At 68.0% G+C, this 24,970-nt stretch carries 23 protein-coding genes; 15 read left to right on the plus strand and 8 right to left on the minus strand.

Annotation, left to right across the window (positions count from 1 at the left end; genetic code table 11):
• Positions 1-67: 67 nt before the first annotated feature.
• Positions 68-1,282 (plus strand): cupin domain-containing protein, encoded by a 1,215-nt coding sequence (locus PQV94_RS07350; protein WP_274288098.1) that lies wholly within the window; start codon positions 68-70, stop codon positions 1,280-1,282.
• Between the two features lie 51 nt (positions 1,283-1,333).
• Here PQV94_RS07350 and PQV94_RS07355 read toward each other — a convergent pair whose 3' ends face one another.
• The 4 genes from PQV94_RS07355 to PQV94_RS07370 all read right to left on the minus strand — a co-directional run bounded on the left by PQV94_RS07355 (position 1,334) and on the right by PQV94_RS07370 (position 6,805).
• Positions 1,334-3,022 (minus strand): dipeptide ABC transporter ATP-binding protein, encoded by a 1,689-nt coding sequence (locus tag PQV94_RS07355; protein WP_274288099.1) that lies wholly within the window; start codon positions 3,020-3,022, stop codon positions 1,334-1,336.
• On the minus strand, positions 3,019-4,002 hold the full coding sequence (locus PQV94_RS07360; protein ID WP_274288100.1) for an ABC transporter permease: 984 nt from the start codon (positions 4,000-4,002) through the stop codon (positions 3,019-3,021). The genes PQV94_RS07355 and PQV94_RS07360 overlap by 4 nt, the downstream gene beginning before the upstream one ends.
• Positions 4,002-5,075, minus strand: a complete 1,074-nt coding sequence (locus PQV94_RS07365; protein WP_274288101.1) for an ABC transporter permease — start codon at positions 5,073-5,075, stop codon at positions 4,002-4,004. Before PQV94_RS07365 ends, PQV94_RS07360 begins: the two co-directional genes overlap by 1 nt.
• Before the next feature lie 98 nt (positions 5,076-5,173).
• Positions 5,174-6,805 carry an ABC transporter substrate-binding protein gene (locus PQV94_RS07370; RefSeq protein WP_274288102.1) on the minus strand — a complete coding sequence of 544 codons (1,632 nt, stop codon included), beginning with the start codon at positions 6,803-6,805 and terminating at the stop codon, positions 5,174-5,176.
• A 256-nt stretch (positions 6,806-7,061) separates the two neighbouring features.
• On the opposite strand from PQV94_RS07370, the gene PQV94_RS07375 reads away from it, so the two are divergent.
• Positions 7,062-7,403 (plus strand): hypothetical protein, encoded by a 342-nt coding sequence (locus PQV94_RS07375; protein ID WP_274288103.1) that lies wholly within the window; start codon positions 7,062-7,064, stop codon positions 7,401-7,403.
• A gap of 4 nt (positions 7,404-7,407) precedes the next feature.
• Here the strand turns inward: PQV94_RS07375 and PQV94_RS07380 are convergent, their stop codons facing one another.
• Positions 7,408-8,562, minus strand: coding sequence for an SLC13 family permease (locus PQV94_RS07380; RefSeq protein WP_274288104.1), 1,155 nt, complete (start codon positions 8,560-8,562; stop codon positions 7,408-7,410).
• Between the two features lie 64 nt (positions 8,563-8,626).
• Here PQV94_RS07380 and thrS point away from each other — a divergent pair, with 64 nt between their 5' ends.
• The 3 genes from thrS (at position 8,627) to PQV94_RS07395 (ending at position 11,841) form a co-directional block, all read left to right on the plus strand.
• A complete protein-coding gene (thrS, locus tag PQV94_RS07385; protein ID WP_274288105.1) occupies positions 8,627-10,633 on the plus strand; it encodes a threonine--tRNA ligase in 2,007 nt (668 codons plus the stop codon).
• A complete protein-coding gene (locus PQV94_RS07390) occupies positions 10,630-11,187 on the plus strand; it encodes an HIT family protein (RefSeq protein WP_274288106.1) in 558 nt (185 codons plus the stop codon). Before thrS ends, PQV94_RS07390 begins: the two co-directional genes overlap by 4 nt.
• An 81-nt stretch (positions 11,188-11,268) precedes the next feature.
• Complete coding sequence (locus tag PQV94_RS07395) at positions 11,269-11,841, plus strand: hypothetical protein (protein WP_274288107.1); 573 nt, start codon at positions 11,269-11,271, stop codon at positions 11,839-11,841.
• Between the two features lie 6 nt (positions 11,842-11,847).
• Here the strand turns inward: PQV94_RS07395 and pdxY are convergent, their stop codons facing one another.
• The gene (gene pdxY / locus PQV94_RS07400; RefSeq protein ID WP_274288108.1) at positions 11,848-12,699 is read right to left on the minus strand and encodes a pyridoxal kinase PdxY; all 852 of its coding nucleotides are present in this window, start codon (positions 12,697-12,699) and stop codon (positions 11,848-11,850) included.
• Between the two features lie 7 nt (positions 12,700-12,706).
• The gene (locus PQV94_RS07405; protein ID WP_274288109.1) at positions 12,707-14,053 is read right to left on the minus strand and encodes an aminotransferase class I/II-fold pyridoxal phosphate-dependent enzyme; all 1,347 of its coding nucleotides are present in this window, start codon (positions 14,051-14,053) and stop codon (positions 12,707-12,709) included.
• A gap of 85 nt (positions 14,054-14,138) precedes the next feature.
• Between PQV94_RS07405 and pdxS the strand changes: the two genes are divergently transcribed.
• The 10 genes from pdxS to PQV94_RS07455 all read left to right on the plus strand — a co-directional run bounded on the left by pdxS (position 14,139) and on the right by PQV94_RS07455 (position 24,350).
• A complete protein-coding gene (pdxS, locus tag PQV94_RS07410) occupies positions 14,139-15,029 on the plus strand; it encodes a pyridoxal 5'-phosphate synthase lyase subunit PdxS (protein WP_274288110.1) in 891 nt (296 codons plus the stop codon).
• Complete coding sequence (pdxT, locus tag PQV94_RS07415) at positions 15,019-15,621, plus strand: pyridoxal 5'-phosphate synthase glutaminase subunit PdxT (RefSeq protein ID WP_274288111.1); 603 nt, start codon at positions 15,019-15,021, stop codon at positions 15,619-15,621. Before pdxS ends, pdxT begins: the two co-directional genes overlap by 11 nt.
• 41 nt (positions 15,622-15,662) lie before the next feature.
• The gene (locus PQV94_RS07420; RefSeq protein WP_274288112.1) at positions 15,663-16,421 is read left to right on the plus strand and encodes a YebC/PmpR family DNA-binding transcriptional regulator; all 759 of its coding nucleotides are present in this window, start codon (positions 15,663-15,665) and stop codon (positions 16,419-16,421) included.
• A 61-nt stretch (positions 16,422-16,482) separates the two neighbouring features.
• Positions 16,483-17,049, plus strand: coding sequence for a crossover junction endodeoxyribonuclease RuvC (gene ruvC / locus PQV94_RS07425; RefSeq protein WP_274288113.1), 567 nt, complete (start codon positions 16,483-16,485; stop codon positions 17,047-17,049).
• 46 nt (positions 17,050-17,095) lie between these two features.
• Positions 17,096-17,710 (plus strand): Holliday junction branch migration protein RuvA, encoded by a 615-nt coding sequence (gene ruvA / locus PQV94_RS07430; RefSeq protein ID WP_274288114.1) that lies wholly within the window; start codon positions 17,096-17,098, stop codon positions 17,708-17,710.
• Positions 17,703-18,731: a Holliday junction branch migration DNA helicase RuvB gene (gene ruvB / locus PQV94_RS07435; RefSeq protein ID WP_274288115.1), complete on the plus strand. Its 1,029-nt coding sequence runs from the start codon at positions 17,703-17,705 to the stop codon at positions 18,729-18,731. Before ruvA ends, ruvB begins: the two co-directional genes overlap by 8 nt.
• A gap of 80 nt (positions 18,732-18,811) precedes the next feature.
• Complete coding sequence (locus PQV94_RS07440; RefSeq protein WP_274288116.1) at positions 18,812-19,267, plus strand: preprotein translocase subunit YajC; 456 nt, start codon at positions 18,812-18,814, stop codon at positions 19,265-19,267.
• A 38-nt stretch (positions 19,268-19,305) separates the two neighbouring features.
• On the plus strand, positions 19,306-21,051 hold the full coding sequence (gene secD / locus PQV94_RS07445) for a protein translocase subunit SecD (RefSeq protein ID WP_274288117.1): 1,746 nt from the start codon (positions 19,306-19,308) through the stop codon (positions 21,049-21,051).
• Positions 21,051-22,040 (plus strand): protein translocase subunit SecF, encoded by a 990-nt coding sequence (gene secF, locus PQV94_RS07450; protein WP_274288118.1) that lies wholly within the window; start codon positions 21,051-21,053, stop codon positions 22,038-22,040. Before secD ends, secF begins: the two co-directional genes overlap by 1 nt.
• Before the next feature lie 54 nt (positions 22,041-22,094).
• Positions 22,095-24,350 carry a RelA/SpoT family protein gene (locus PQV94_RS07455; protein ID WP_274288119.1) on the plus strand — a complete coding sequence of 752 codons (2,256 nt, stop codon included), beginning with the start codon at positions 22,095-22,097 and terminating at the stop codon, positions 24,348-24,350.
• Here PQV94_RS07455 and PQV94_RS07460 read toward each other — a convergent pair.
• Positions 24,337-24,879, minus strand: a complete 543-nt coding sequence (locus PQV94_RS07460; RefSeq protein ID WP_274288120.1) for a type IV toxin-antitoxin system AbiEi family antitoxin — start codon at positions 24,877-24,879, stop codon at positions 24,337-24,339. The genes PQV94_RS07455 and PQV94_RS07460 overlap by 14 nt on opposite strands.
• Between the last annotated feature and the right edge of the window lie 91 nt (positions 24,880-24,970).

Raw genomic sequence — 24,970 nt, forward strand, 5'->3', positions numbered from 1 at the left:
TGCCGCCTCGGGGCGCGACTCGGCGAGACTCGCCGGCATCCACTTCACGGGACGAAGGAGCACCACCATGGACACGCCGGAGCGCACAGCGCCGCACCACGAGGCAGCGACGTTCGGAAATCCCGACCTTCCGCCGGAGGGCGAGATCAACACGGTCGACCGGCCGCAAAGCACCGTCATGACGGGCCCGCAGAACCCGGTCATCGCGTCGCAGTTCCCGAACCAGATCGACGCCCCGGCCACCGACATCTCCACGCAGCCGTTCTTCTGGTCCTCGTTCAACATCTCCCCGCGTCGCGTCCAGCGCGGGGGATGGGCGCGCGAGCTCACCAGCAGCGACTTCCATATCTCGGACGAGATCGCCGGCGTCAACATGTACCTCGAGCCGGGTGGGATCCGCGAGCTGCACTGGCATCAGACCGCGGAATGGGCCGTCATGACGCGCGGAAGGGCCCGCGTGACGACGCTCAGCCGCGCAGGCCTGCCGGCGGTCGAGGACGTGGAGGAGGGGGACCTGTGGTTCTTTCCCGCGGGGACCCCGCACTCGTTACAGGGGCTCGGGCCGGACGGTGCGGAGTTCGTGCTCGCTTTCGACGATGGACAGCAGTCGGAGTCGAACACGCTGCTGCTGACGGATTGGTTCGCACACACGCCGCCGGAGGTGCTGGCGAAGAATTTCGGGGTTGCGCAGGAGGTCTTCTCCGACATCCCGCTGCACAACCTCTGGATCTTCCCCGGGGACGAGCCGCCGGCACTTGAGGTCGATCAGGCCGCCGCCGGCGTCGAGTGGGGGATGGAGCCGGTCATCTTCCGGCTGTCCCGCTCTCAGCCCCGATATCAGAACTCAGGCGGCAGCGTTCAGGTCGCCGACTCGACCAACTACGCGTACTCGAACACCGTCGCTGCGGCGCTCGTAACGGTCGAACCGGGCTCGATGCGTGAGCTGCACTGGCACCCCAACGCGGACGAGTGGCAGTACTACCTGCGCGGCTCCGCCCGCATGACCGTGTTCAACACCGGCCCGCACGCCAACACCACGGACTTCCGTCCGGGGGATGTCGGCGTGGTGAAGAAGAACTACGGCCACTACATCGAGAACACGGGCGACGACGTCCTGCAGTTCCTCGAGGTGTTCCGCACCGACAAGTACGAGGAGATCAGCCTCGCCAACTGGCTGGCCCATGTGCCGCCTCAGCTCGTCGCCGCCCACCTCAACATCGATCCCGCCGTGCTCACCACCTTCCCCCGCACAGCTCAGGGCATCACGCCTCTGCGCGGCTGAACGGATGCGTGCGCCGGCGCCTCGTGGCGAGGCACTGGCGCACGCGTCCTCTCAACGTCCGGATTCGGGCGGCAGCGCCAGCCACGCGGCGCGGCGCTGCGCTTGGGCCACCGGATCAGGCACCGGCAGCGATGTCAGGAGACGTTCCGTATAGGCATCGTGAGGGTGCAGGAGCACCTGCGCGGTCGTTCCCTGCTCGCGCACCTCTCCCTGACGAAGCACGACGACCCGGTCGGCGACGGCGTCGATGACAGCCAGATCATGGCTGATGAACAGGGACGCGAAGCCGAGCTCCCGCTGGAGCGCCGCGAACAGCTCCAGCACCGTCGCCTGCACAGACACGTCGAGCGCGCTCGTCGGCTCGTCGGCGATCAGGAGCTTCGGGTCGAGCGCGAGGGCGCGCGCGAGCGAGGCGCGCTGACGCTGCCCGCCGGACAGCTCGTGCGGAAAACGGTCACCATATGCCGCGGGCAGACGCACCGCATCCAGCAGCTCGTCGACCCGCTTGCGCGCCTGAGCGGCGCTGCGCACCCGCTTGTGCACCACCAGGGGTTCGGCGATGCACTCCGCGATCGTCAGCAGGGGGTTGAAGCTGGTGGCCGGATCCTGGAAGACGAATCCCACCTGGGGTCGAAGGGCGGCGAGCGCTCGCGGCTTCACATCGCGCATCTGGGTTCCGAGCACCTCCAACGACCCGTCGACGACGGAGGTGAGACCGACGATCGCGCGACTGATGGTGGTCTTGCCGGAACCGGACTCCCCGACGAGTCCGAGGACCTCACCCGGGCCGATCCAGAAATCGACTCCGTGCACCGCCACGACCCCCGTGCGGCCGAAGCGGCCCGGGTAGGCGATGTGGAGATTCGAGGCGACCACGAGGCTGCCCGCGGGCGGCTCGGTGGGCGCGGGAGTCGCCGGATCCTGCGCGGCACTCTTGCCGGCGCCGACGTGAGGCACCGCGGCCAGCAGTTCCCTCGTGTAGGGCTGCTGCGGATCGGCGAAGAGCTCGCGCACCGGGGCCTGCTCGACGATCTCGCCGCGGTACATGACCACCACGCGATCGGCGAGGTCGGCGACCACGCCCATGTTGTGCGTGATGAGCACGATCGTCGCGCCGAACTCGTCGCGACATGCCCGCAGCAGTTCGAGGATCTCCGCCTGCACCGTGACATCCAGAGCTGTCGTCGGCTCGTCGGCGATGATGAGGCCCGCGTTCAGAACGAGGGCCATCGCGATCACGACGCGCTGCTTCTGCCCACCGGAGAACTGGTGCGGATAGTCGTCGACGCGCTTCTCCGGCTCGGGAACACCAACCTTGCGGAGGATCTCGACCGAGCGGCGCCGCGCCTCGGCGCGCGTGACTCGCTCGTGGGCGCGGATGCCCTCGGCGATCTGCCAGCCCACGGTGAACACCGGGTTCAACGCCGTCGACGGCTCCTGGAACACCATGGCGGCATCCCGACCACGCATTGCGCGCAGCTGGGCGGCGGTGGCGTGGACGATGTCGGTCTCGCCGCCGTCGCGCGCCTGGATCACGACAGCGCCGGAGGTCGTGGCCGTCTCCGGGAGCAGACCGAGCAGCGTGTTGGCCGTCACGGTCTTCCCCGAACCGGACTCTCCGACGATCGCGAGGACTTCGCCCGCGTGCGCCGCGAGTGAGATGCCGGCGACGGCGACGACGGGTTCGCCATCGGTCGCGAAGGTGACTTTCAGATCATCGATGCGCGCGATGTCGGTCATGCGGATGCCTCCTTCGTACGCGGGCGTGCGGCGCGGCGCCGGGTGCGAAGGCGCGGGTCGCTCAGATCGTTGAGGCTCTCACCGACGAGCGTGATGCCGAGCACGACGAGGACGATCGCGACGCCCGGGGGGATGGCGGTCCACCAGATGCCGCTCGTGACATCCGAGACGGCGCGGTTGAGGTCGTAGCCCCACTCCGCGGCGGCCGTCGCCTCGATGCCGAACCCGAGGAAGCCGAGGCCGGCGAGTGTCAGCAGCGCCTCCGAGGCGTTGAGGGTGACGACCACCGGGAGAGAGCGGGTGGAGTTGCGCAGGACGTGCCGCAGGAGGATGCGGGAGGTCGGCACGCCGATCACCTGCGCGGACTCCACGAACGGCTCCGCCTTGACCCGCACCACCTCGCTGCGGACGACCCGGAAGTACTGGGGGACGAACACGACGGTGATGGCGATCGCCGCGGCGAGGATGCCGCCCCTCAGCGTCGACTGCCCCTGGCTGATGACGATCGACATGACGATCGCCAGCAGCAGCGACGGGAAGGCGTAGATGGCGTCGGCGAGGACGACGAGCAGGCGGTCGAGCCAGCCCCCGAAGTACCCGCCGAGCAAGCCGACGAGCACGCCGAGGAAGATCGAGAACGCGATCGCGCACACGATGGCCAGCAGCGCCGTCTGCGCGCCCCAGATCGTCCGCGACAGGACGTCGAACCCGCTGACGGTCGTTCCGAGGAGATTGACTGCGTTCGGTGCCTGGAGGGTGCCGAAGTCCTGACCGTCCACGGAGCGCTGAGCGAAGCCGTAGGGAGCGATCCACGGGGCGAGGGCGGCGGTCAGGATGAACAGGGCCGTGATGACGAGACCGGTCACGAGCATGCCGCGCTGCAGCCCCACGCTCCGGCGGAGTTGTGAGAGGACAGGCAATCGGTCGAGCAGAGGACGACGGCGGTCGGTGACGGCGGCCGGGGAGGAGACCGTGGACATCAGTACCTCACTCGGGGGTCGATGAGGGCGGCGACGACGTCGACGATGAAGTTCGTGACCGCCACGACCACGGCGATCATGACGACGATGCCCTGGACGGCCACGAAATCCCGAGCCTTCAGGTACTCCGAGAGCATGAAGCCGATGCCCTTCCACTCGAACGTCGTCTCGGTGAGCACGGCGCCCGACAGGAGGACGGCGATCTGCAGGCCGATGACGGTGACGATCGGGATGAGGGCCGGGCGATAAGCGTGCTTCGTGACGAGCCGGTACTCGCCGACGCCGCGGGCTCGTGCGCTCGTGACGTACTGCGAGCCGAGGGTGCCGATCACGTTGGTCCGCACGAGACGCAGGAAGATTCCGGCCGTGAGGATGCCGAGCGCGAGCGCCGGCAGCACGGCGTGCCACAGGACATCGCCCACCGCATCCGCTCTGCCGAGCCTGATCGCGTCGATGAGATAGATCCCGGTCTGACCGTCCAGGCTCTGCAGGGCGAGCTCGGTGCGCGTTCCGGCCCGTCCGGATGCGGGGAGCACACCGAGCCCGACGGAGAAGATGAGCTTGAGCACCATCCCGAGGAAGAAGATCGGTGTGGCGTAGCCGAGGATCGCGGCGATCCTCAGGGCCGCATCCTGCCAGCGGTCGCGGCGGTAGGCCGCGAGCAGACCGAGCGGAATGCCGAGCACGAAGGCGACGATCAGGGCATACAGGGCGAGTTCGAGGGTCGCGGAACCGTACTGCAGCAGGATCGTCACGACGGGGCGTCCGTCGGTGATCGTGTTGCCGAAGTCACCGCGGAAGACGCCGCCGATGTACTCGGCGTACTGGACGATCAACGGACGGTCGTAGCCGGCCTCGTGGATGCGCTCGGCGAGTTGATCCGTGGGGAGTTTGCCGCCGAGGGCCGCTGTGATGGGGTCTCCGGTGACCCGCATCAGGAGGAAGACGACGGTGACGAGGATGAAGACGGTGGGGATGATCAGGACGAGCCTGATCAGGATGTAGCGCCAGAGCCCGCCCCGCTGGGGAGCGACGGGCTTGACGACGGCGGCGGCGTCTACCGCTGTGACCATGCGGAAACCTTTGAACGGTGGGAGTCCTCCGCCCGCGTCCGGACGACGCCGCCGCGATGGGGCCGCGTCGTCCGGAGCGAGAGAGGACCGGTCGGGTCTTACTTGTGGAGCGGGGCGTAGCGGAACTTGAACGAACCGTCGAGCACGGCGCCGTCCACGTCCTTGCCGACGACCGCGACCTGCGTACCCTGCAGCAGCGGCAGGGTCGACAGGTCCTTCGCGACGAGCTCCTGGATCTGCTCGATGTCCGACTGGCGCGCGGCCGCATCCGTCTCGGACGCCTGAGCCGTGATGAGCTCCTGCACCGCGCTGTTGTCGTAGTGGTTCACGAGGAAGTTGTCCGCGGTGAAGAACGGCGTGAGGTAGTTATCCGCATCCGAGTAGTCGGGGAACCACCCCAGCTGATACATCGGGTAGACGTCGGCGGTGCGGTCCTTGGAGTACTGCACCCACTCGGTCTGCGCGAGGTTGACGGTGAACAGGCCGCCTTCTTCCAGCTGCGACTTGACCGCGGCGTACTCGTCACCCGAGGAGGGGCCGTAGTGGTCGCCGTTGTACTGGAGGTTCAGCGTGACCGGGGTCGAGACACCCGCGGCTTCGAGGGTCGCCTTCGCCTTGTCGAGGTCCGGCGCCCCCGCGCCGTCGCCGTAGAGCTCCTTGAGGGGCTCGGTGGCACCGGTCAGGCCCTGAGGAACGTAGGAGTACAGCGGGGTGTAGGTGCCTTTGTAGACGTCCTCGCTCAGCGCCTGGCGGTCGACGAGATCGGCCATCGCCTGCCGCACCGCGAGTGACTTGGCCGGGTCGGCCTCGGATGTCGCGGCACCGAAGGGCATCGTGTCGAAGTTGAACACGATGTAGCGGATCTCGCCTCCGGGACCGTCCACGACCTTGACCGCGTCGTTCTTCGACAGGTCGTCCACGTCGGTGGCGGAGAGGCTGCGGAAGGCGACGTCGATGTTGCCGCCGGCGACGTCGAGCTTCAGGTTGGAGGAGTCGGCGTAGTACTTGACCGTGACGCTGCTGTTCTCCGCGGCGCCCAGAGCGCCCTTGTAGTCGGGGTTCGGCTTGTAGGAGATGAGCTCGTTGATCTTGTACGAGTCGATGACGTACTGACCGCCGAAGGCGTTTCCGGCGACGATGTCGTCGTCGCTGGTGAGCGCATCGGGGGAGAAGACCTCCTCGTCCACGATGGGGCCGGCGGGGCTGGAGAGGATCTGCTCCCACGTCTGGTCGTTGCCGTTCTTCAGAGTGAAGACGACGGTGGTGTCATCGGGCGCCTCGACGGAGGCGAGGTTGCCGAGGAGCGAGGAGGGGCCGTTCGGATCGGCGATCTTCAGCTGCCGGTCGAAGCTGAACTTCACATCCGACGACGTCAGCTTGTGACCGTTCGCGAACGTGAGGCCGTCCTTGAGCTTGACGGTGAACTCTGTCGGCGAGGTGAACTCGCCCGACTCGGCGATGTCCGGGGTGACATCGGCGGTGCCGTACTGACTGTTGAAGAGGAACGGATACACCTGGTTCATGACCGCGAACGAGCCGTTGTCGTACGAGCCGGCCGGGTCGATGAAGGTGATCTTGTCGGTGGTGCCGACGATGAGGTCGCCACCCGCGCCGCTTCCTGTCGACTCGCCGCCCCCGCCGCCGGAGCATGCGGCCAGCAGCACTGCCGTGCCGGCCAGAGCGGCGACTGCGAGGCCGACACGGCCGCGCCTGATGTGAACAAGAGACATAGTGGTATCCCTGCTGTGAATGGTCGCCGGGCGCACTTCGCCCAGCGCATGCAGGTCATTCTCACCTGATGGTGGGGAAACACCCAGCAACATGGCGATCTTTTAACGCACACGAAACGCCTTCCGCGATGCTCCCTCGGTCAGCAGATCGCTCAGGTCGTTGCCTGAAGATCATCGGTTGTGCCTGCGCCTAGACCACCGCTGAAGTCGTCGCAACCGCCCCCGGACGTGGCGTCTCCGAGCGCATGGTGGATGCATGAGACGCATCACGTACGCGGGCGAGAACGTTCTGACCACCGACGATGTGGCGCGCATCCTGGTGGAGCTGACGGCGGAGCTCGCCAAGCGCGGCGAAGCGGCCGCGGTGCGGATCCCCATCGATCCTGAGGGATCCGCCGAACTCGTGGTCGGTCTCGGCAACGACGTGCTCTCGGTGCCCATCGCATGGGAGGGCGATGATCCGGACTTCGACAGCTCGGAGCTCGAAGCGCACCTCGAGAGGGTGCGCCCGACGCCCGAGCGGCATCTCCGAGCAGTCGAGGGCTACAGCGACCCGGACGACGGATACGACCCCGACTACGACATCACCGAGGCCTGAGAGATCACCGCGACCACAGCAACGGCAGTGTGGCAAGCCCGACGACGAGGGGAGCGGCGAGCGCGCCCCAGAGGATGAAGCGCCCCCACGACACCTCGATGCCCTCCGACTGCAGTCGCTCGTGCCACAGCAGAGTCGCCAGCGATGCCCACGGCGTGACGAGCGGACCGGCATTGACGCCGATGAGCAGGGCGGCGAGATGAACGGGGGATGCGGCGACCGCCGGCTCGAGGGCCAGATACGCGGGCAGGTTGTTGATGACGTTCGCGCCGACCGTGCCTGCGCCGGCGACCGCGAAGGCGGCCCACGGCTCGTCCGAGGCATTCAGGACGGCCGACACCGGGTCCAGCAGACCGGCAGCATCCGCCGCGGAGGCGACCAGGAGCAGGCCGCTTGCGAACACGAGCAACTGCCAGGGGATGAGCCGCAGCGACAGCAGTCGCGGCGAGCGCCATGCGACGAATGCGACGAGCACGAGCGCCGCGGCCGTCGCGGGGATCCACGGCTCGAGGCCGGAGACCAGGAGCGGCAGCATGACCGCGACGATCACTCCGGCCGCGACCAGCAGCGCCCTGTCGGCGACCCGCGGCGATCCGGCGGGCGAGAAGCGTCCCCGCAGCCGACGACGGTCGCGCAGCCACAGCAGGACCACGGTGACGATCACGGCGATCAGCGCGGAAGGCCCGAGAAGCCCGATGAATGCTCCTGTGCCTCCCTCGAGATTGTGGGCGGCGAGCAGGTTGGTGAGGTTGGACACGGGAAGGAACAACGACGCCGTGTTGGCGAGCCAGACCGTGGCGAACGCGAACGGCAGCGGCGGAAGCCCGTTCGCCCTCGCGACGGCGACGACGACGGGGGTCAGCAGCACCGCGGTCGTGTCGAGGGAGAGGAAGGCGGTGGATACGAGTGCGAGCGCCACGACGAGCAGCCAGAGCACGATCGTGCGGCCTCGCGAGAGACGGGCCAGGAAGGCGCCCAGCACATCGAACAGGCCGACGCGGGTTGCGAGCTCGGCGACGACGGTGATCGCGGTGACGAAGCCGAGCACCGGCAGGATGCGCTCGGTCACCGCGACCGCCGCATCCGGGGGCAGGACGCCGAAAAGGACCGCGGCGATGCCGACCAGCAGCAGCGCGCCGCCGATGAGGGCCAGCTTCACGACACCATCTTGCCGCCTCGCAAGCTCGATAGGATCGATTGAGACCCACTTCAGGAGCGTCCTTTTGACTGATCTGACCCCGGCAGCCGTCGCCTACCCCGCAGACGGATTCGCCCTCTTCCCCGACCGCTCCGTCATCGCGTTGCGCGTGAACGGCGAACTGAAGGACCTCGCGACGACCGTCGACGACTCCGATGTCGTCGAGCCGATCACGATCTCGTCCGAGGACGGCCTCGCCATCCTCCGGCACTCGACGGCGCACGTGCTGGCACAGGCGGTGCAGCGGATCAAGCCGCAGACGAACCTGGGCATCGGGCCGCCGGTCACGGACGGCTTCTACTACGACTTCGGCACCGACACCCCGTTCACCCCGGAGGACGTCAGGGCCATCAAGAAGGAGATGGAGCGGATCGTCCGCGAGAACCAGCGCTTCGCGCGTCGGGTCGTGACCGACGACGAGGCGCGCGCGGAGCTCGCCGATGAGCCCTTCAAGCTCGAGCTGATCGGGCTGAAGGGCGGCAAGAAGGAGGCGGCCGAGGGGGCGTCAGTCGAGGTCGGTGCGGGCGAGCTCACGATCTACGACAACGTGAACCGAGACGGCGAGACCGTCTGGAAGGACCTCTGCCGCGGACCCCACGTGCCGAGCACCCGCGTCATCGGCAACGGGTGGGACCTGCAGCGCATCGCGGGTGCCTACTGGCGCGGCAGCGAGAAGAATCCGCAGCTGCAGCGCATCTACGGCACCGCGTGGGCCACGAAGGACGATCTGCGCGCGTATCAGCACCGGCTGGAGGAGGCCGCGAAGCGCGACCACCGCAAGCTCGGCAAGGAACTGGACCTGTTCTCGTTCCCCGACGAGATCGGCTCCGGGCTCAGCGTGTGGCACCCCAAAGGCGGGATCGTCCGCGGCGAGATGGAGCAGCACGCCCGGCGTCGGCACGTGGAGGGCGGTTACACCTACGTCTACACGCCGCACATCTCGAAGGAAGACCTCTTCATCACCTCGAACCACTTGGTGACCTACCGGGAGGGAATGTTCCCCCCGATTACCATGGACGAGGAGCGCGACGCAGAAGGCAACATCACCAAGGTCGGTCAGGAGTACTACCTGAAGCCGATGAACTGCCCGATGCACATCCTGATCTACAAGGAGCGCGGTCGCAGCTACCGCGACTTGCCGATGCGTCTCGCGGAGAACGGTACGGTCTACCGCAACGAGCTTTCGGGAGCGTTGCACGGCCTCACGCGCGTGCGCGGGTTCACCCAGGACGACTCCCACCTGTTCGTGACCCCGGAGCAGCTGGAGTCGGAGGCGACCCGGGTGCTGGAGTTCGTCATCTCGATGCTGCGCGACTTCGGCCTCGAGGACTTCGAGCTCGAGCTGTCGATGCGCGACGACGAGAAGTCGAAGTGGATCGGTTCGGACGAGTTCTGGGAGTACTCCACGAATGCGTTGCGCAACGTCGCCATGGCGAGCGGCCTGAAGCTCACCGAGGTGCCGGGCGAGGCCGCGTTCTACGGGCCGAAGATCGACCTCAAGACGCGCGACGCGATCGGCCGGACGTGGCAGTTGTCGACCGTGCAGGTCGACCCGAACCTCCCCGAGCGCTTCGGCCTGGAGTACACCGGTCCCGACGGTGAGAAGCACCGCCCGATCATGATCCACCGAGCGCTCTTCGGTTCGATCGAGCGCTTCTTCGCCATCCTGCTCGAGCACTACGCGGGTGCGTTCCCGGTGTGGCTCTCGCCCGTGCAGGTGGTGGGCATCCCGGTCGCCGAGCAGTTCGCGGACTACCTGGACGGCATCGTCGACCGGCTCAAGGTGTCGGGCGTCCGGGCGGAGGTCGATCACTCCGACGACCGGATGCAGAAGAAGATCCGCACGCACACCACGCAGAAGGTTCCGATCCAGCTGATCGCGGGGGAGCAGGACCGTAGCGCCGGCACCGTGTCCTTCCGCTTCCGTGACGGAACGCAGACCAACGGGATCCCCGTCGACGACGCGATCGCGATGATCCAGCGGGCGATCGCCGAGAAGAGCCTCGTCAACACCGCGGCGGACCTCGCGTGACGACCGAGCCGGAGCAGACGGATGCGGCGCTGATCGCCGCATCCGATCTGCCCGGCGTGCCGGATGAGTTCCAGCGGCTGTGGACTCCGCACCGGATGGCGTACATCCAGGCGGGGCCGGAGCCGCACTCCGAGCAGTGCCCGTTCTGTGCCGCGCCCCACAAGAGCGATGAGGACGGACTCATCGTGCATCGCGGAGCCCGCGCGTACGTCCTGTTGAATCTGTTCCCGTACAACTCGGGTCATCTGCTGGTGTGCCCGTATCGTCACATCCCCACCTACGATCAGGCGGATGCGGACGAGGTCGCCGAGATCGGTGCGCTCACCCAGACCGCGATGCGCGTGCTGCGCGAGACGTCCCGGTGCGACGGGTTCAACATCGGCATGAATCAGGGCGCCGTCGCCGGTGCGGGGGTGGCGGGTCATCTCCACCAGCACGTCGTTCCGCGGTGGGCCACCGACGCCAACTTCTTCCCGATCATCGCGCGCACCAAGGCGTTGCCGCAGTTGCTCGGCGACGTGCGTCGTTCGCTCGCGGACGCATGGCCGCTCTGAACGTTCTCCACAAGCCCCCGGCGTGAGCCGTGACCTGTCGATAACGTGGCGGGCATCGTTCCACGAGCCCGGGGGTCTCTCATGCGCACACGTTCCGTCCGTCTCATCGCACCCGTGTTGCTGTTCGCACTGATACCGCTGGCGGGGTGCCAGTTCACTCCGCTGCCCTCATCCAGCGAGCCGGGGGAGGCGCTGGCGCCTTCGGAGGACCCGACGCCGAGCGCGGGCGATTCGGGTGACGACGATCTGATCGACGGTGACGTCTTTGCCGAACGCGATGCGTTCTTCGAGGCGCAGCAGCAGGTTCCCGGCGACCCGATGCTCACGCCCAAAACGCCCGAGCAGCAGGAGTTCATCGCGCAGCAGCGCGCCTACACCGAGTCCCAGGGCGGCACCTGGTCACCCGAGCTCGAGAGCATCACCCTCGCTCTCGCGCTCGACGCGTGCGAGACCTCGATCCTCAACGGTCACCAGGTCGACGACATGTTGTACGCGACACACGTGGCCACGTCGCCGCTGATCTCCGCACTCACGAACGGCGATCCGACGACCGAGCGCAACGTCACCAGCATCATGGTCTTCGGAACAGGGTTCCTCTGTCCGGCAGACGCTCCGCAGTGGGAGAGCGCCTTCCGCGCCGCCACGGGCGGCTGAGGCGAGTCAGCGCACCTGGCGCACGGCGAACTGCATGCGCGGGTTCGCGTAGGCCTCCTGCGACTCCACGAGCTGGAGCTCGCGCTCGCCCGAGCGGTGCGTCGCCTCGAGCAGATCGAACACACTGGATGCGGTGCGTGCCAGGGCATCGGCGGCGTTCCCGGTGCGCGTGTAGTGCGCCGTGAACAGCGCGGCGGTGACGTCGCCCGATCCGTTCGCCTTCATCGGCAGCAGGGGGGTGGTCACGATCCATGCGCCCAGGGGAGTCACGGCCATCATCTCGATCGTGCCTTCCTCGCGGTCCGGACGCTCGACGCTCGTGACGAGGATCGTGCCCGGCCCCATCGCGCGGGCTGCGTCCGCGGAGGCGAGGGTCTCCTCGATCGTGTGCGGATCGGTGCCGGTGAGAAAGCCCAGTTCGAACTGATTGGGCGTGATGATGTCCGCCACCGGCACGACCTTCTCGCGGAGCAGCTCGGGGATGGCGGGGGCGACGAAACAGCCGGACTTGGCGTTGCCCATGACGGGGTCGCACGCGTAGACGGCGTTCGGATTGGCTGCCTTCACGCGCGCCACCGTCTCCACGATGACATCGGCGATGCCCTCTGAGCCCTGGTACCCGGACAGGACGACGTCGATCTTGTCGAAGACCCCGCGCTCCTCGATTCCCGTGATGACCTCACGCACGTCATCCGGCGCGATGAGCGGACCTCGCCAGGCGCCGTAGCCGGTGTGGTTCGAGAAGTTCACGGTGTACACCGGCAGAACCTCGACGCCGATGCGCTGCAGGGGGAACACCGCGGCGGAATTGCCGACGTGTCCGTAGGCGACGGCGGACTGGATCGAAAGTACCTTCACAGCGGAGTCATCCCATCTTCGAGGTGGCGGCGACCGCATCCACGGCCGCGACGAGGTCGACGATGAGCCGGTCGGCGTCGTCGTCGGAGAGGTCATGCACGGTCAGTCGCAGGAAGTGCGTCGCTCGCGCGTCGGCGAGCACGAACTCGTCGCCGGTGCGCGCGAGCCAGCCGCGTCGCATGAGCTGTTCGGCGACGGCGCGGGCGGACACGCCGAGCGGGACCCACAGGTTGAGCCCGTCGCCCGACTCGATGTCCATCCCGTGCTCCCGCGCGCGCTCAGCGAAGGCGCGGTTGCGGTCTGTGTAGTGCCGCCCGGTCGCCCGGATGCCGTCCCGGACCGCGTCGTCTGCGAGCAGAGCCACGGCGAGCCGCTGCAGGAGATGACTGACCCAGGTGGTGCCGGGGCTGAGCCGGAGAGCGAGTCGGTCCGCCGTCTCGGGATCAGAGGCGGCGACGGCCAGGCACATGTCGGGCCCGAGGAACTTCGACACCGACCGCACGAGAGCCCAGCGCCGGTGAGCGCTCCCGATGATCGAGTGATAAGGCTGCGTGGACAGGAGCGAGAAATGGTCGTCCTCGATGATCAGGACGTACGGATGGTTCTCCAGCACCGCGCGCAGCTCGGCGGCGCGGCGCGCGCTCAGACTGGCTCCGGTCGGATTCTGGGCGCGTGGCGTGCAGACGATCGCGCGGACACCGGCCGCGAGTGCCGCGCGAAGCCCGTCCACCGTCATCCCCTCGGCGTCAACGGGAACCGGAACAGCACGATAGCCGCCGAGACGCACGGTGTGGATGCTGGCCAGGAAGCACGGGTCCTCGAGTGCGACGGCGTCGTCTCTGGTCAGCGCCTGTGCCAGCAGGCGCTCCACGGCGTCGACCGCGCCGCTGGTGATCGTCAAGCGCACTGTCGCGGGCGCAACGTCGGCGCTCACCCAATCGCGCGCCCATTTCTCGAGCGCAGGGTCGATCACCGGCTCGCCGTAGAGCACCGGTCGGCGGGCGATGCGCGTCAGCGCCGGCACCGCATCGGGGATGCGGTCGGGGTCGGGGTTCCCGGTGCCCACGTCGCGGAGTACGGTGCCGGCGGCGAAGCCCTCTTGTGCGACAGGCGCGGCCTCCGCCACGAGCGTGCCGCCGCGGCCGCGGGTGACGACGGTGCCCGCCTGGGTGAGCAGTCGATACGCCGCCGCGACGGTGTTGCGGTTGACATCGAGCGACTCGGCGAGCGCCCGCACAGGGGGAAGCGATTCTCCGGGGGCGAGCTCGCCGCGCTCGACGAGCGCGCGGACGCTGTCGGCGATCTCGGCGGCCGAGGAGCCGCGGATCGCGGAGCGCGTGTCGGACAGAGACATCTCGTCGAGTCTACGCCGTAGGACATGATACTTTCTGGCCTATGACAAAAAGCCGCGCATCGCGGCGGCGACGAAGGAGCCCTCGATGACCGATTCCCTCACCGGTTCCACCCGCGTCAAGCGCGGACTGGCTGAGATGCTGAAGGGCGGGGTGATCATGGACGTGGTCACCGCCGAGCAGGCCCGCATCGCGGAGGACGCCGGAGCGGTCGCCGTCATGGCGCTCGAGCGCGTGCCCGCCGACATCCGCGCGCAGGGCGGCGTGGCGCGGATGAGCGATCCGGACCTGATCGACGAGATCATCGCCGCGGTGTCCATCCCCGTCATGGCGAAGGCGCGGATCGGTCATGTGGTCGAGGCTCAGGTCCTGCAGGCGCTCGGTGTGGACTATGTCGACGAGTCGGAGGTGCTCTCGCCCGCGGACTACGTGAACCACATCGACAAGTGGGGATTCACCGTTCCCTTCGTGTGCGGCGCCACGAACCTCGGTGAAGCCCTGCGTCGGATCACCGAGGGCGCGGCGATGATCCGTTCCAAGGGAGAGGCCGGCACCGGCGACGTCTCTGAGGCCACGAAGCACATCCGCACGATCCGCGGCGAGATCGCGGCTCTCGGCGCGAAGAGCGCCGACGAGCTGTACGTCGCGGCCAAGGAGCTCCAGGCGCCTTACGAGCTCGTGGCCGAGGTGGCCCGCACGGGCGCGCTGCCGGTCGTGCTGTTCACGGCGGGCGGCGTCGCGACGCCTGCCGATGCCGCCTTCATGATGCAGCTGGGAGCCGACGGCGTCTTCGTGGGCTCCGGGATCTTCAAGTCCGGCAATCCCGCGCAGCGTGCTGCCGCCATCGTGAAGGCGACCACGTTCTTCGACGATCCCGCCGTCATCGCCGAGGCCTCGCGCGGGCTCGGCGAGGCGATGGTCGGTATCAACGTGGCCGACCTCCCCGCACCGCACCGCCTCGCCGACCGTGGGTGGTGACGCTCCCCGAATCGGGGTCCTCGCCCTCCAGGGCGACGTCCGCGAGCACGTCCGCATCCTCCGCCTGCTCGGCGCGGGGGTGCGGACGGTTCGCCGACCCGCCGAGCTCGCCGAGGTCGACGGTCTGGTGATTCCCGGCGGAGAGTCGAGCGTGATCGACAAGCTGAGCCGCGCGTTCGGGATGCGCGACCCGCTACGCCGGACGATCGCAGACGGGCTGCCGGTGTACGGGACGTGTGCAGGGCTCATCCTGCTCGCCGACGAAGTGCTCGACGGGCTGCCGGGGCAGGAGAGCTTCGGCGGGCTGGATGTGGCCGTGCGGCGCAATGCGTTCGGCTCGCAGCTCGATTCGTTCGAGAGCGACCTGCACGTCGAGGTGTTCGGTGAGCCGCCGGTGAAGGCCGTCTTCATCCGGGCCCCCGTGGTCGAACGGGTGGGCGCAGGCGTCGAGATCCTGGCCACCCTGGACGACGGCCGGGTGGTGGCCGTGGAGCAGGGCAACCTGCTGGGGACCTCGTTCCACCCCGAGGTCTCGGACGAGACGCGGTTCCACGAACGGCTCCTCGAGCGGGTCCGTGCGCGGCTGAACTAAGATCGACGCTGGACTTTCCAGCCGCTGAACACGGGAGACTCATGTCCGGTCACTCCAAATGGGCCACCACGAAGCACAAGAAGGCCGTCGTCGACGCCCGTCGTGCGAAGTCGTGGGCGAAGCTCATCAAGAACATCGAGGTCGCCGCGAAGCTGGGCGGTGCCGATCTGGCGGGCAACCCGACGCTCTTCGATGCGGTCCTCAAGGCGAAGAAGACCTCGGTTCCCAAGGACAACATCGATCGCGCCATCAAGCGCGGCGCCGGCATCGGCGGCGAGTCGGTCGAGTACTCCTCGATCATGTACGAGGGCTACGGCCCCAGCGGCGTCGCCCTCATGATCGAGTGTCTGACCGACAACAAGAACCGCGCCGCCGCCGAGGTGCGCACGGCTCTGTCCCGCAACGGCGGAACGCTCGCCGATCCCGGGTCCGTCGCGTACAACTTCACCCGCAAGGGCGTCATCGTCGTCTCCGACGAGGGCACGAGCGAGGACGACGTCATGATGGCCGCCCTCGAGGCGGGCGCTGAGGAGATCGAGCCGCACGCGCAGGGCTTCGAAGTCATCACCGAGGCCTCCGATCTCGTGTCGGTTCGCACCGCGCTCACGGATGCGGGAATCGAGTACGAGTCGGCCGACGTCGAGTTCGTCCCGAACCTCAAGGTCGAGGTCGACGCCGAGACCGCGCGGAAGGTGTTCCGTCTCATCGACGCACTTGAGGACAGCGACGACGTGCAGAACGTCTTCAGCAACTTCGATCTCACCCCCGAGGTGCAGGCGGAGCTCGAAGCCGACGAGTGAGCGTGCGGTGTTGCGGGCGCGTCGAGGCTCCGGCTCGCCCGGAGGCACGTAGCGTGGCGGGGTGGGTTCTTCTCTGCGTGTGCTCGGCGTCGACCCGGGCTTGACGCGCTGCGGCGTGGGCGTCGTGGACGTCGCGGCCGACCGCCGCGCGAGCCTCGTGCACGTCGGGGTCATCCGATCGTCGCCCGAGCTTCCGACCGCTGAGCGGCTGCACCTCATCGCGCAGGGGCTTCGCGAGGCGGTGCAGGAGCATCGCCCCGATGTCGTCGCCGTCGAGCGTGTGTTCGCGCAGCAGAACCGCAGCACCGTGATGGGCACGGCGCAAGCCAGCGGCATCGCGTTGCTCATCGCCGCCGAGCATGGTCTGCGCACCGCGACGCACACGCCCAGCGAGGTGAAGGCTGCGATCACCGGCTACGGTTCCGCCGAGAAGCTGCAGGTCCAGACCATGGTGGCGCGGGTCCTCAGACTCGACGCGCTCCCTCAGCCCGCCGATGCGGCGGATGCGCTCGCGCTCGCGCTGTGTCACGCGTGGCGCGGTGGAAGCGCCGGGCCGGCAGCGGTGGCGGATGCGGCCCTCACACCGGCGCAGCGGGCGTGGCGAGCTGCGGAGAAGGCGCGCCGCTGAGCGTGTCGAATCGAACAAAGGTGCGAAGCGGGATAGGCTCGCAGCCATGATCGCCTCGCTCCGCGGCACCGTCGCGCACGCATCCTCCGACGGCCTCGTCCTGGAAGTCGCCGGCGTCGGGTACAGCGTGGCCGTCACGCCGGATGTCGCGCGTGCGATGCACCTGGGTGATGAGGTTCTGCTCCACACGCACATGATCGTCCGCGAGGACGCCCTGTCGCTCGTGGGCTTTCGCACCAGGGAAGAGCTGGCGGTGTTCGCGGCGTTGATCGCGGTGTCCGGGGTGGGGCCCAAGTCCGCGCTCGGCGTGCTGGCGGAGCTCAGCATCGACCAGATCGCGCAGGCGGTGGCCGACGAGGCCGACGGCCCCTTCCGCAAGGTCTCGGGGATCGGTCCCAAGACGGCGAAGCTCATCGTGGTGCAGCTCGCCGGCAAACTGGCGCCTCCCACCGCATCCACCACGGGCGCCACGGCGGCGTCCACCGATCTCGTGGCTCAGCTGGCGCAGGCGCTCGTGGGGCTGGGATGGTCCGAGCGTGTCGCCGCAGAGACGGCCGCGGTCGTGATCGCCGATGCACCCGACGAGCGCACGGTCGCCGCCCTGCTGCGGCGCGCCCTGGCGGCGCTGGGCCCGGCCCGCGGGGAGGTGCTGCGTGGATGAGCTGAGGGATGCGGGCACGCCCGCAGACGAGAGCGAACTCGCGATCGAGGGTGCGCTGCGTCCGGAGTCGCTCGCCGACTTCGTCGGTCAGCAGAAGGTGCGCGGTCAGCTGCAGCTCCTGCTCGACGCCGCGCGGATCCAGCAGCGCCCGCCCGACCACATCCTGCTCTCCGGCCCTCCGGGGCTCGGCAAGACGACGCTCGCGATGATCGTCGCGCACGAGAGCGGGCGCGCGCTGCGCATGTCGAGCGGGCCCGCGATCCAGCATGCCGGCGATCTGGCCGCGCTCCTGTCTTCCCTGACGCCTGGCGAGGTGCTCTTCGTCGACGAGATCCACCGCATGGCGCGATCTGCCGAGGAGATGCTCTACCTCGCGATGGAGGACTTCCGCATCGACATCATGGTCGGCAAGGGCGCCGGCGCTACGAGCATTCCCTTGGATCTCGCGCCCTTCACGCTCGTGGGCGCCACGACCCGGTCGGGCCTGCTGCCCAATCCGCTGCGCGACCGGTTCGGCTTCACCGCGCACCTCGAGTACTACGAGCCCGAAGAGCTCGAGCGTGTCATCGCGCGCTCGGCGACGATGCTCGGCGTGGAGTTGCCGGCCGCCGCACGCTCGGAGATCGCGCGGCGCTCGCGCGGAACGCCGCGCATCGCGAACCGGCTGCTGCGACGAGTACGCGACTATCTCATCGTCTACGCCGACGGCGGGTCGGGCAGTCTCGCCAGTGTCGACGCGGCACTCGAGTTGTACGACGTCGACCCGATCGGCCTGGACCGGCTCGATCGGGCCGTGCTGGACGCGCTCATCCGCCGCTTCCGCGGCGGCCCCGTCGGGCTCAGCACCCTTGCCGTCGCTGTGGGCGAAGAGGCGGACACGATCGAATCGGTCGTCGAGCCCTACCTGGTCCGGATCGGTTTCATGGGGCGCACGCCACGGGGTCGCGTAGCGACCCCGGAGGCCTACGGCCACCTGGGCGTGGCGCATCCGACCGGAGCGCTGCGGCTCGATGACCTATAATCGCTGAAGGCTTTCGCCGCAACTGACTCGACCAGCGCTGGACCCGGTTCGCGCTGCCCCGGAAAGGGCCCCTCCGCTTCATGGATTTCGCGACCTTCTTCTCCCAGTACGGCCTGATCGTCCTCCTGGTGATCCTCCTGATCTTCATGTTCTGGAGCTCGCGTCGCCGCATGCAGAAGGCCAAGGCCGAGCAGGAGCAGAAGGCCCGTCAGACCGTTCCCGGCGCCGAGGTGCTGTTGCAGGGCGGTCTCTACGGCACGATCGTCGCGTTCGACCCCGACAACCTCGACCAGCCGGCGGTCATCGAGATCGCCCCGGGCGTCGAGATCAAGGTGCACAGCCAGGCCATCCTGCGCGTCGTCGATCCCGCCGAGGGCGTCGTGACCGAGGACGAGTTCATCGAGGCCGAGGCGAGCGAGGCGGAGTACATCGCCGGCGTCGCCGACGGTGACATCACCTCGATCAGCGACGACCGAAAGTACTCGTCGCACAGCGACGAGGTCGAGAACGACAAGAAGGACAAGCCCGAGGCCTGACGCCTCCGTTCCTTCCTGCACGAGAAAGCTGATCGTCCGTGGCGACATCCACTCCCGTCCGTCACGCCTGGCGCGCCCTCATCGGGCTCCTCGCGGTGACCGCTGTGTTGTTCGGCGTGAACGCCCTGGGCGTCTACGTCTTCAAGACCTCTGCAGGAGCTCCCGCGAGCTCCTGGTCTCCCGAGCTCGCCCTCGACCTACAGGGCGGCACGCAGATCATCCTCGCGGCGCAGACCGCCGACGGCGCCGCTCCCAGCGGCGACCAGATGACGCAGGCGGTCACGATCATCCGTCAGCGCGTCGACGCCTCCGGTGTCGGCGAGGCCGATGTCACGACCGAAGGCGGACGCAACGTCGTCGTGCAGATCCCGGGCGAAGCGGATGAAGAGACGCGCCAGCGCATCCAGGACTCGGCACAGCTGCAGCTGCGGCCCGTGCTCATCGAGTCGGGCGAGGTCAGCGGCAGCTTCATCGGCCAGGACGGCACCGCGACGCCGTATCCGACTCCCGACCCGTCGCTCGAGGCCACCCCGACGGCGTCGCCCACGAACGGCAGCGACGTCAGCTGGGTCACCCCGAAGCTGCAGGCGGAGTTCCAGGCGTACGACTGCGCCAACCCCACCAACGACCCTGCGAACGCCCCCGACGACCAGCCGCTGATCACGTGTTCGACGGACGGCACGGCCAAGTACATCCTCGGCCCGGTCGAGATCAAGGGCGACGACGTCGCCGACGCGAGCTCCGGCGTCGTGCAGACGAACGGCCAGTGGGCGGTGAACCTCGTGTTCAACGCCGAGGGCACCGAGAAGTTCACCGAGATCAGCCAGCGGCTGTACCCGCTGCAGCGCCCGCTGAACCAGTTCGCGTTCGTGCTCGACGGAACGGTGCTCTCTGCTCCCTCGATGAACGGCATCATCACCGACGGCAAGCCGCAGATCACCGGCTCCTTCTCGCAGGAGAGCGCGAAGACGCTGGCCGACCAGCTCAAATACGGTGCCCTGCCGTTGAGCTTCACCGTCCAGAGCTCCGACACGATCTCTGCGACCCTCGGTTCCCAGCAGCTCATGATCGGTCTGATCGCCGGCCTCATCGGTCTGGCGCTCGTCGCGGTCTACTCGCTGAGCGTCTACCGAGCGCTCGGCACGGTGATCATGGCGTCGCTCGTCGTAATGGGCGTGCTGACCTACATCACGCTCTGCATCCTCGCCTGGCGCATGGGCTACCGTCTGTCGCTGGCCGGCGTCGCGGGTGTCATCGTGTCGATCGGATTCACCGCCGACTCGTTCATCATCTACTTCGAACGCATCCGAGACGAGCTCCGCGACGGGAAGTCGATCACGGCCGCGGTCGAGGACGGGTGGAGCCGCGCCAAGCGCACGATCTACATCTCCAAGTCGATCAACGTGCTCGCCGCCGTCGTGCTGTACATCCTCGCCGACGCGACCGTGAAGGGCTTCGCGTTCACGCTGGGTCTGACGACCGTCATCGACGTGCTCATCTTCATCCTGTTCACGCACCCCGTGATGCAGCTCCTTGCCCGCACCCGGTTCTTCGGCTCCGGCCACCCGCTCTCGGGTCTCGACCCGACAGCGCTCGGCGCGGTCTACCGTGGTCGCGCGCAGTTCCGCGCTCCCGTGGCTCAGACCGGTCGCGTCGCCCGTTCTCGCGGCGAGGCGGAGCGGCGTCAGACCATCGCCGAGCGCAAGCGCGCTGCGCAGCTGGGTGATGCAGGCTCCACATCCGCGGACGAAACCGCGTCCCAGTCGAAGGGCGGTCGCAGCTGATGCGCTCGATGTCCCAGGTCGGCAACGACCTCTACACCGGCAAGACCTCCTTCCCGTTCGTCGGGCGTCGCCGGCTCTGGTTCCTGATCGGTGCCGTGCTCGTCATCGCTTCCGCGCTGGTGCCGCTGTTTCGTCCGATCGAGTTCTCGATCGAGTTCACGGGCGGATCCCAGTTCACGATCAACGAGCTGTCCAACCCCGACCAGGCGATCGCCACGAGCGCCGTGCAGTCCGTCGTTCCGAACGCCGAGACCCGTGTGACCACGGTCGGTTCGGACTCCGTCCGGGTGCAGACCGATCAGATGTCCAATGACGAGACGCAGCGCGTGTCCGAGGCGCTCGCGGAGGCGTACAACGTGCCCGCCGCCGATGTCACGTCGTCCTTCATCGGCCCCAGCTGGGGCGAGGGGGTGACCCGGCAGTCCCTGTGGGGCCTGGCGATCTTCCTCACGCTGACCTTCGTGATCCTGGCCCTCTACTTCCGCACGTGGAAGATGTCTGCGGCCGCCATCATCGGCGTCGTCGACGTGCTCATCGTCACGATCGGCATCTACGCGGTGTTCGGTTTCGCGATCTCGCCTGCGGCCGTCATCGGATTCCTCACGATCCTCGCCTATTCGCTCTACGACATCACGGTCGTGTTCGACAAGATCAGAGAGAACACGAGGGATGACGGGGAGATCTCTGCCCGGACGTTCGGCGAGTCCGTGAACCTCGCGGTGAACCAGACCCTCATCCGTTCCATCAACACGACCGTGGTCGCCATCCTGCCGACCGGTGCGATCCTGTTCATCGGTGCGTTCTGGCTCGGTGCGCAGACGCTGACGGACATCTCGCTGTCGATCTTCGTGGGAACCATCGTGGCCGCGTACTCGACGCTCTTCCTCGCGGCGCCCCTGTACAGCCTCTTCCGCGAGGGAGAAGCGAAGGTCAAGGCGAGCGATGCGCGCGTGCGATCGGCACGCGAGCGCGCAGTCGTCGAAGCCTGATCGGATCACACGCGCGTAAAATGATCCGACCGGGCGAAGGGTGGTGATCGAGGCATGGCCGAGACGCTTCCCGCGGGCGCCCAGAGTTCTTCTCTGCGCCGGCTGATCCCGCGCATCTTCTCGCGGGCTGCGCGCCGCGACGACGTCGACAAGCTGGTCCGCACGGTCCGCACCCACCATCCGAAAGGCGATCTCGCGATCGTCGAGCGGGCCTATGTCGTGGCAGCGCGGGCGCACGAGGGGCAGAAGCGGCAGAGCGGCGAGCCGTACATCACGCATCCGCTCGCCGTAGCTCAGATCCTGGCCGATCTCGGCCTCGGCCCCAAGGCCGTGGCCGCAGCTCTCCTGCACGACACAGTCGAGGACACGGGGTACCGACTCGACGAGCTGAGCGCGGAGTTCGGCGACGAAGTCGCGATGCTCGTCGACGGCGTCACGAAGCTCGACAAGGTCAAATACGGCGAGAGCGCGCAGGCCGAGACCGTCCGCAAGATGATCGTGGCGATGTCTCGCGACATCCGTGTCCTGGTCATCAAGCTCGCTGACCGCCTGCACAACGCCCGCACGTGGGGTTTCGTGCCGCCCGAGAAGGCGTCGAAGAAGGCGACCGAGACACTCGAGATCTACGCGCCTCTGGCGCACCGACTGGGCATCCAGGCGATCAAGTCCGAACTCGAAGACCTCTCGTTCGCCGTCCTCCATCCGAAGCTCTACGTCGAGATCGACAGTCTCGTCAAGCAGCGCACCCCTCAGCGCGAGCAGTACCTGCAGAACGTCATCAACGCCGTCGAAGAGGACCTGCGCGAGCTGCGTATCCGCGGGCGTGTGGCGGGACGACCCAAGCAGCTCTACTCGGTCTACCAGAAGATGGTCGTGCGGGGCCGTGAGTTCGACGACATCTACGACCTGATCGGCATCCGGGTCATCGTGGCGACCGTGCGCGATTGCTACGCCGTCCTGGGTGCCCTCCACGCGCGGTGGACACCGCTTCCCGGGCGGTTCAAGGACTACATCGCCACGCCGAAGTTCAACCTGTACCAATCGCTGCACACGACCGTCATCGGCCCCAACGGGCGAACGGTCGAGATCCAGATCCGCACGAACGAGATGCACCAGCAGGCCGAGTTCGGCGTTGCGGCGCACTGGAAGTACAAAGAGCGCATGTCGGGCGCCAAGAACGACGCGAAGGCCGTCGACGCCGACATGGCCTGGCTCGCCCACATCTCCGACTGGCAGGCGGAGACGGCTGACCCGGGGGAGTTCCTCGACTCGCTTCGGTTCGAGATCGGTGCGAAAGAGGTCTACGTCTTCACCCCCAAGGGCCGCGTCATCGGCCTGCCGGCGGGCGCCACACCGGTCGATTTCGCGTACGCGGTGCACACCGAGATCGGGCACCGCACGATGGGCTCGAAGGTCAACGGCCGGCTCGTGCCGCTCGAGTCCGAACTCCACTCCGGCGACGTCGTCGAGGTGTTCACCTCCAAGAACCCGGATGCGGGCCCCAGCCAGGACTGGCTCGGATTCGTCAAGAGCACGCGCGCGCGCAACAAGATCCGCGGGTGGTTCACCAAGGAGCGCCGCGAAGAGGCCATCGAGCAGGGTCGCGAGTCCATCGCGCGCGCCATGCGGCGCCAGAACCTGCCGCTGCAGCGTCTGATGAGCCAGGACTCCTTCACGCAGGTCGCGCAGCAGCTGCGCTACGAGGACGTGTCGGCTCTGTACGCGGCCGTCGGTGAGGGGCACGTCTCCACGCAGTCGGTGATCGAGAAGGTGACGGCGCTGGTCGCCGCCGACAACGACACCTCCACCGGCCCGATCGACATCCCGCACATCGGCCGTGGTCGTGCCCCTCGTGACGGCGATTCCGGCGTGCTCGTGCGTGGTGCTCCCGACATCCTCGTCAAACTGGCCAAGTGCTGCACGCCCGTCCCGGGTGACGAGATCGTCGGCTTCGTCACCCGAGGGAGCGGTGTCTCGGTGCACCGCGCCGACTGCACCAACGTCAAAGCGCTCGAGGCAGATCCCGAGCGCATGATCGAGGTCGAGTGGGCCCCGACCACGAAGAGCGTGTTCCTCGTGCAGATCCAGGTCGAGGCCCTCGACCGCTCGGGACTTCTCAGCGACGTGACGCGGGTGCTGAGTGAGCACCACGTCAACATCCTGTCCGCGACGGTGTCGACCTCGAACGACCGACTCGCGCTCAGCCGATTCGTGTTCGAGATGGGCGACACGGTACATCTCGACCGCGTGCTGAATGCGGTGCGCCGCATCGACGCCGTCTACGACGTCTACCGCGTCACATCGTCCTGACGAGCTCCTCGAGCAGAGCGAGCGCGGCGAGGCGCCGGGGTACGCGTCGCCTGGCTTCCAGCCAGACGACGGCGTCGCGAACGGCCTGTGGCGCGCGCTGTGCGCATTGGCTGAGGAAGGAGTGCGCCGTCTCGTCGGTGCCCCGTGCGAGATCCGCGACGGTGCGAGCGGGCGTCGTGACGGGAACCCCGCCCAGACGGATCAGATCTTCGTCGGGGATGCGTGGATCGCGGTAGACGAAGCGGCGGTCCACGGGCTCGTGCAGACGATGCGCGCTGATGCGCTGCAGGTCGTGACGCACGGGCACCTCGTCGATGAAGCCGTGAACCCAGGCCGCGCTGCGGTGGGTCGCCGCCATCCGGTCGCCGACGAGCGGGCGCAGAGATGCGGCCCTCAGTGCGGCTGTCTCGATCGTGTCCGCGGGGACGAAGCCTTCGCCGAGTCCCACGAGATCCCCGTCGAGGCACGCGGCGGTGAGCTCGGCCCGACTGAGCAGCTCGCTCGGGAAGTAGAGGAAACGGGAGCCCATCGCCTCAGTGTGCCGCGGTCCGATACGAAAACGCGCGGGGCCCGTCCGATCTGTGGACAGGCCCCGCGCGTCGAGATCACACGGAGGAGGG

The organism is Microbacterium sp. Clip185 (assembly GCF_028743715.1).
Taxonomy (GTDB): domain Bacteria; phylum Actinomycetota; class Actinomycetes; order Actinomycetales; family Microbacteriaceae; genus Microbacterium.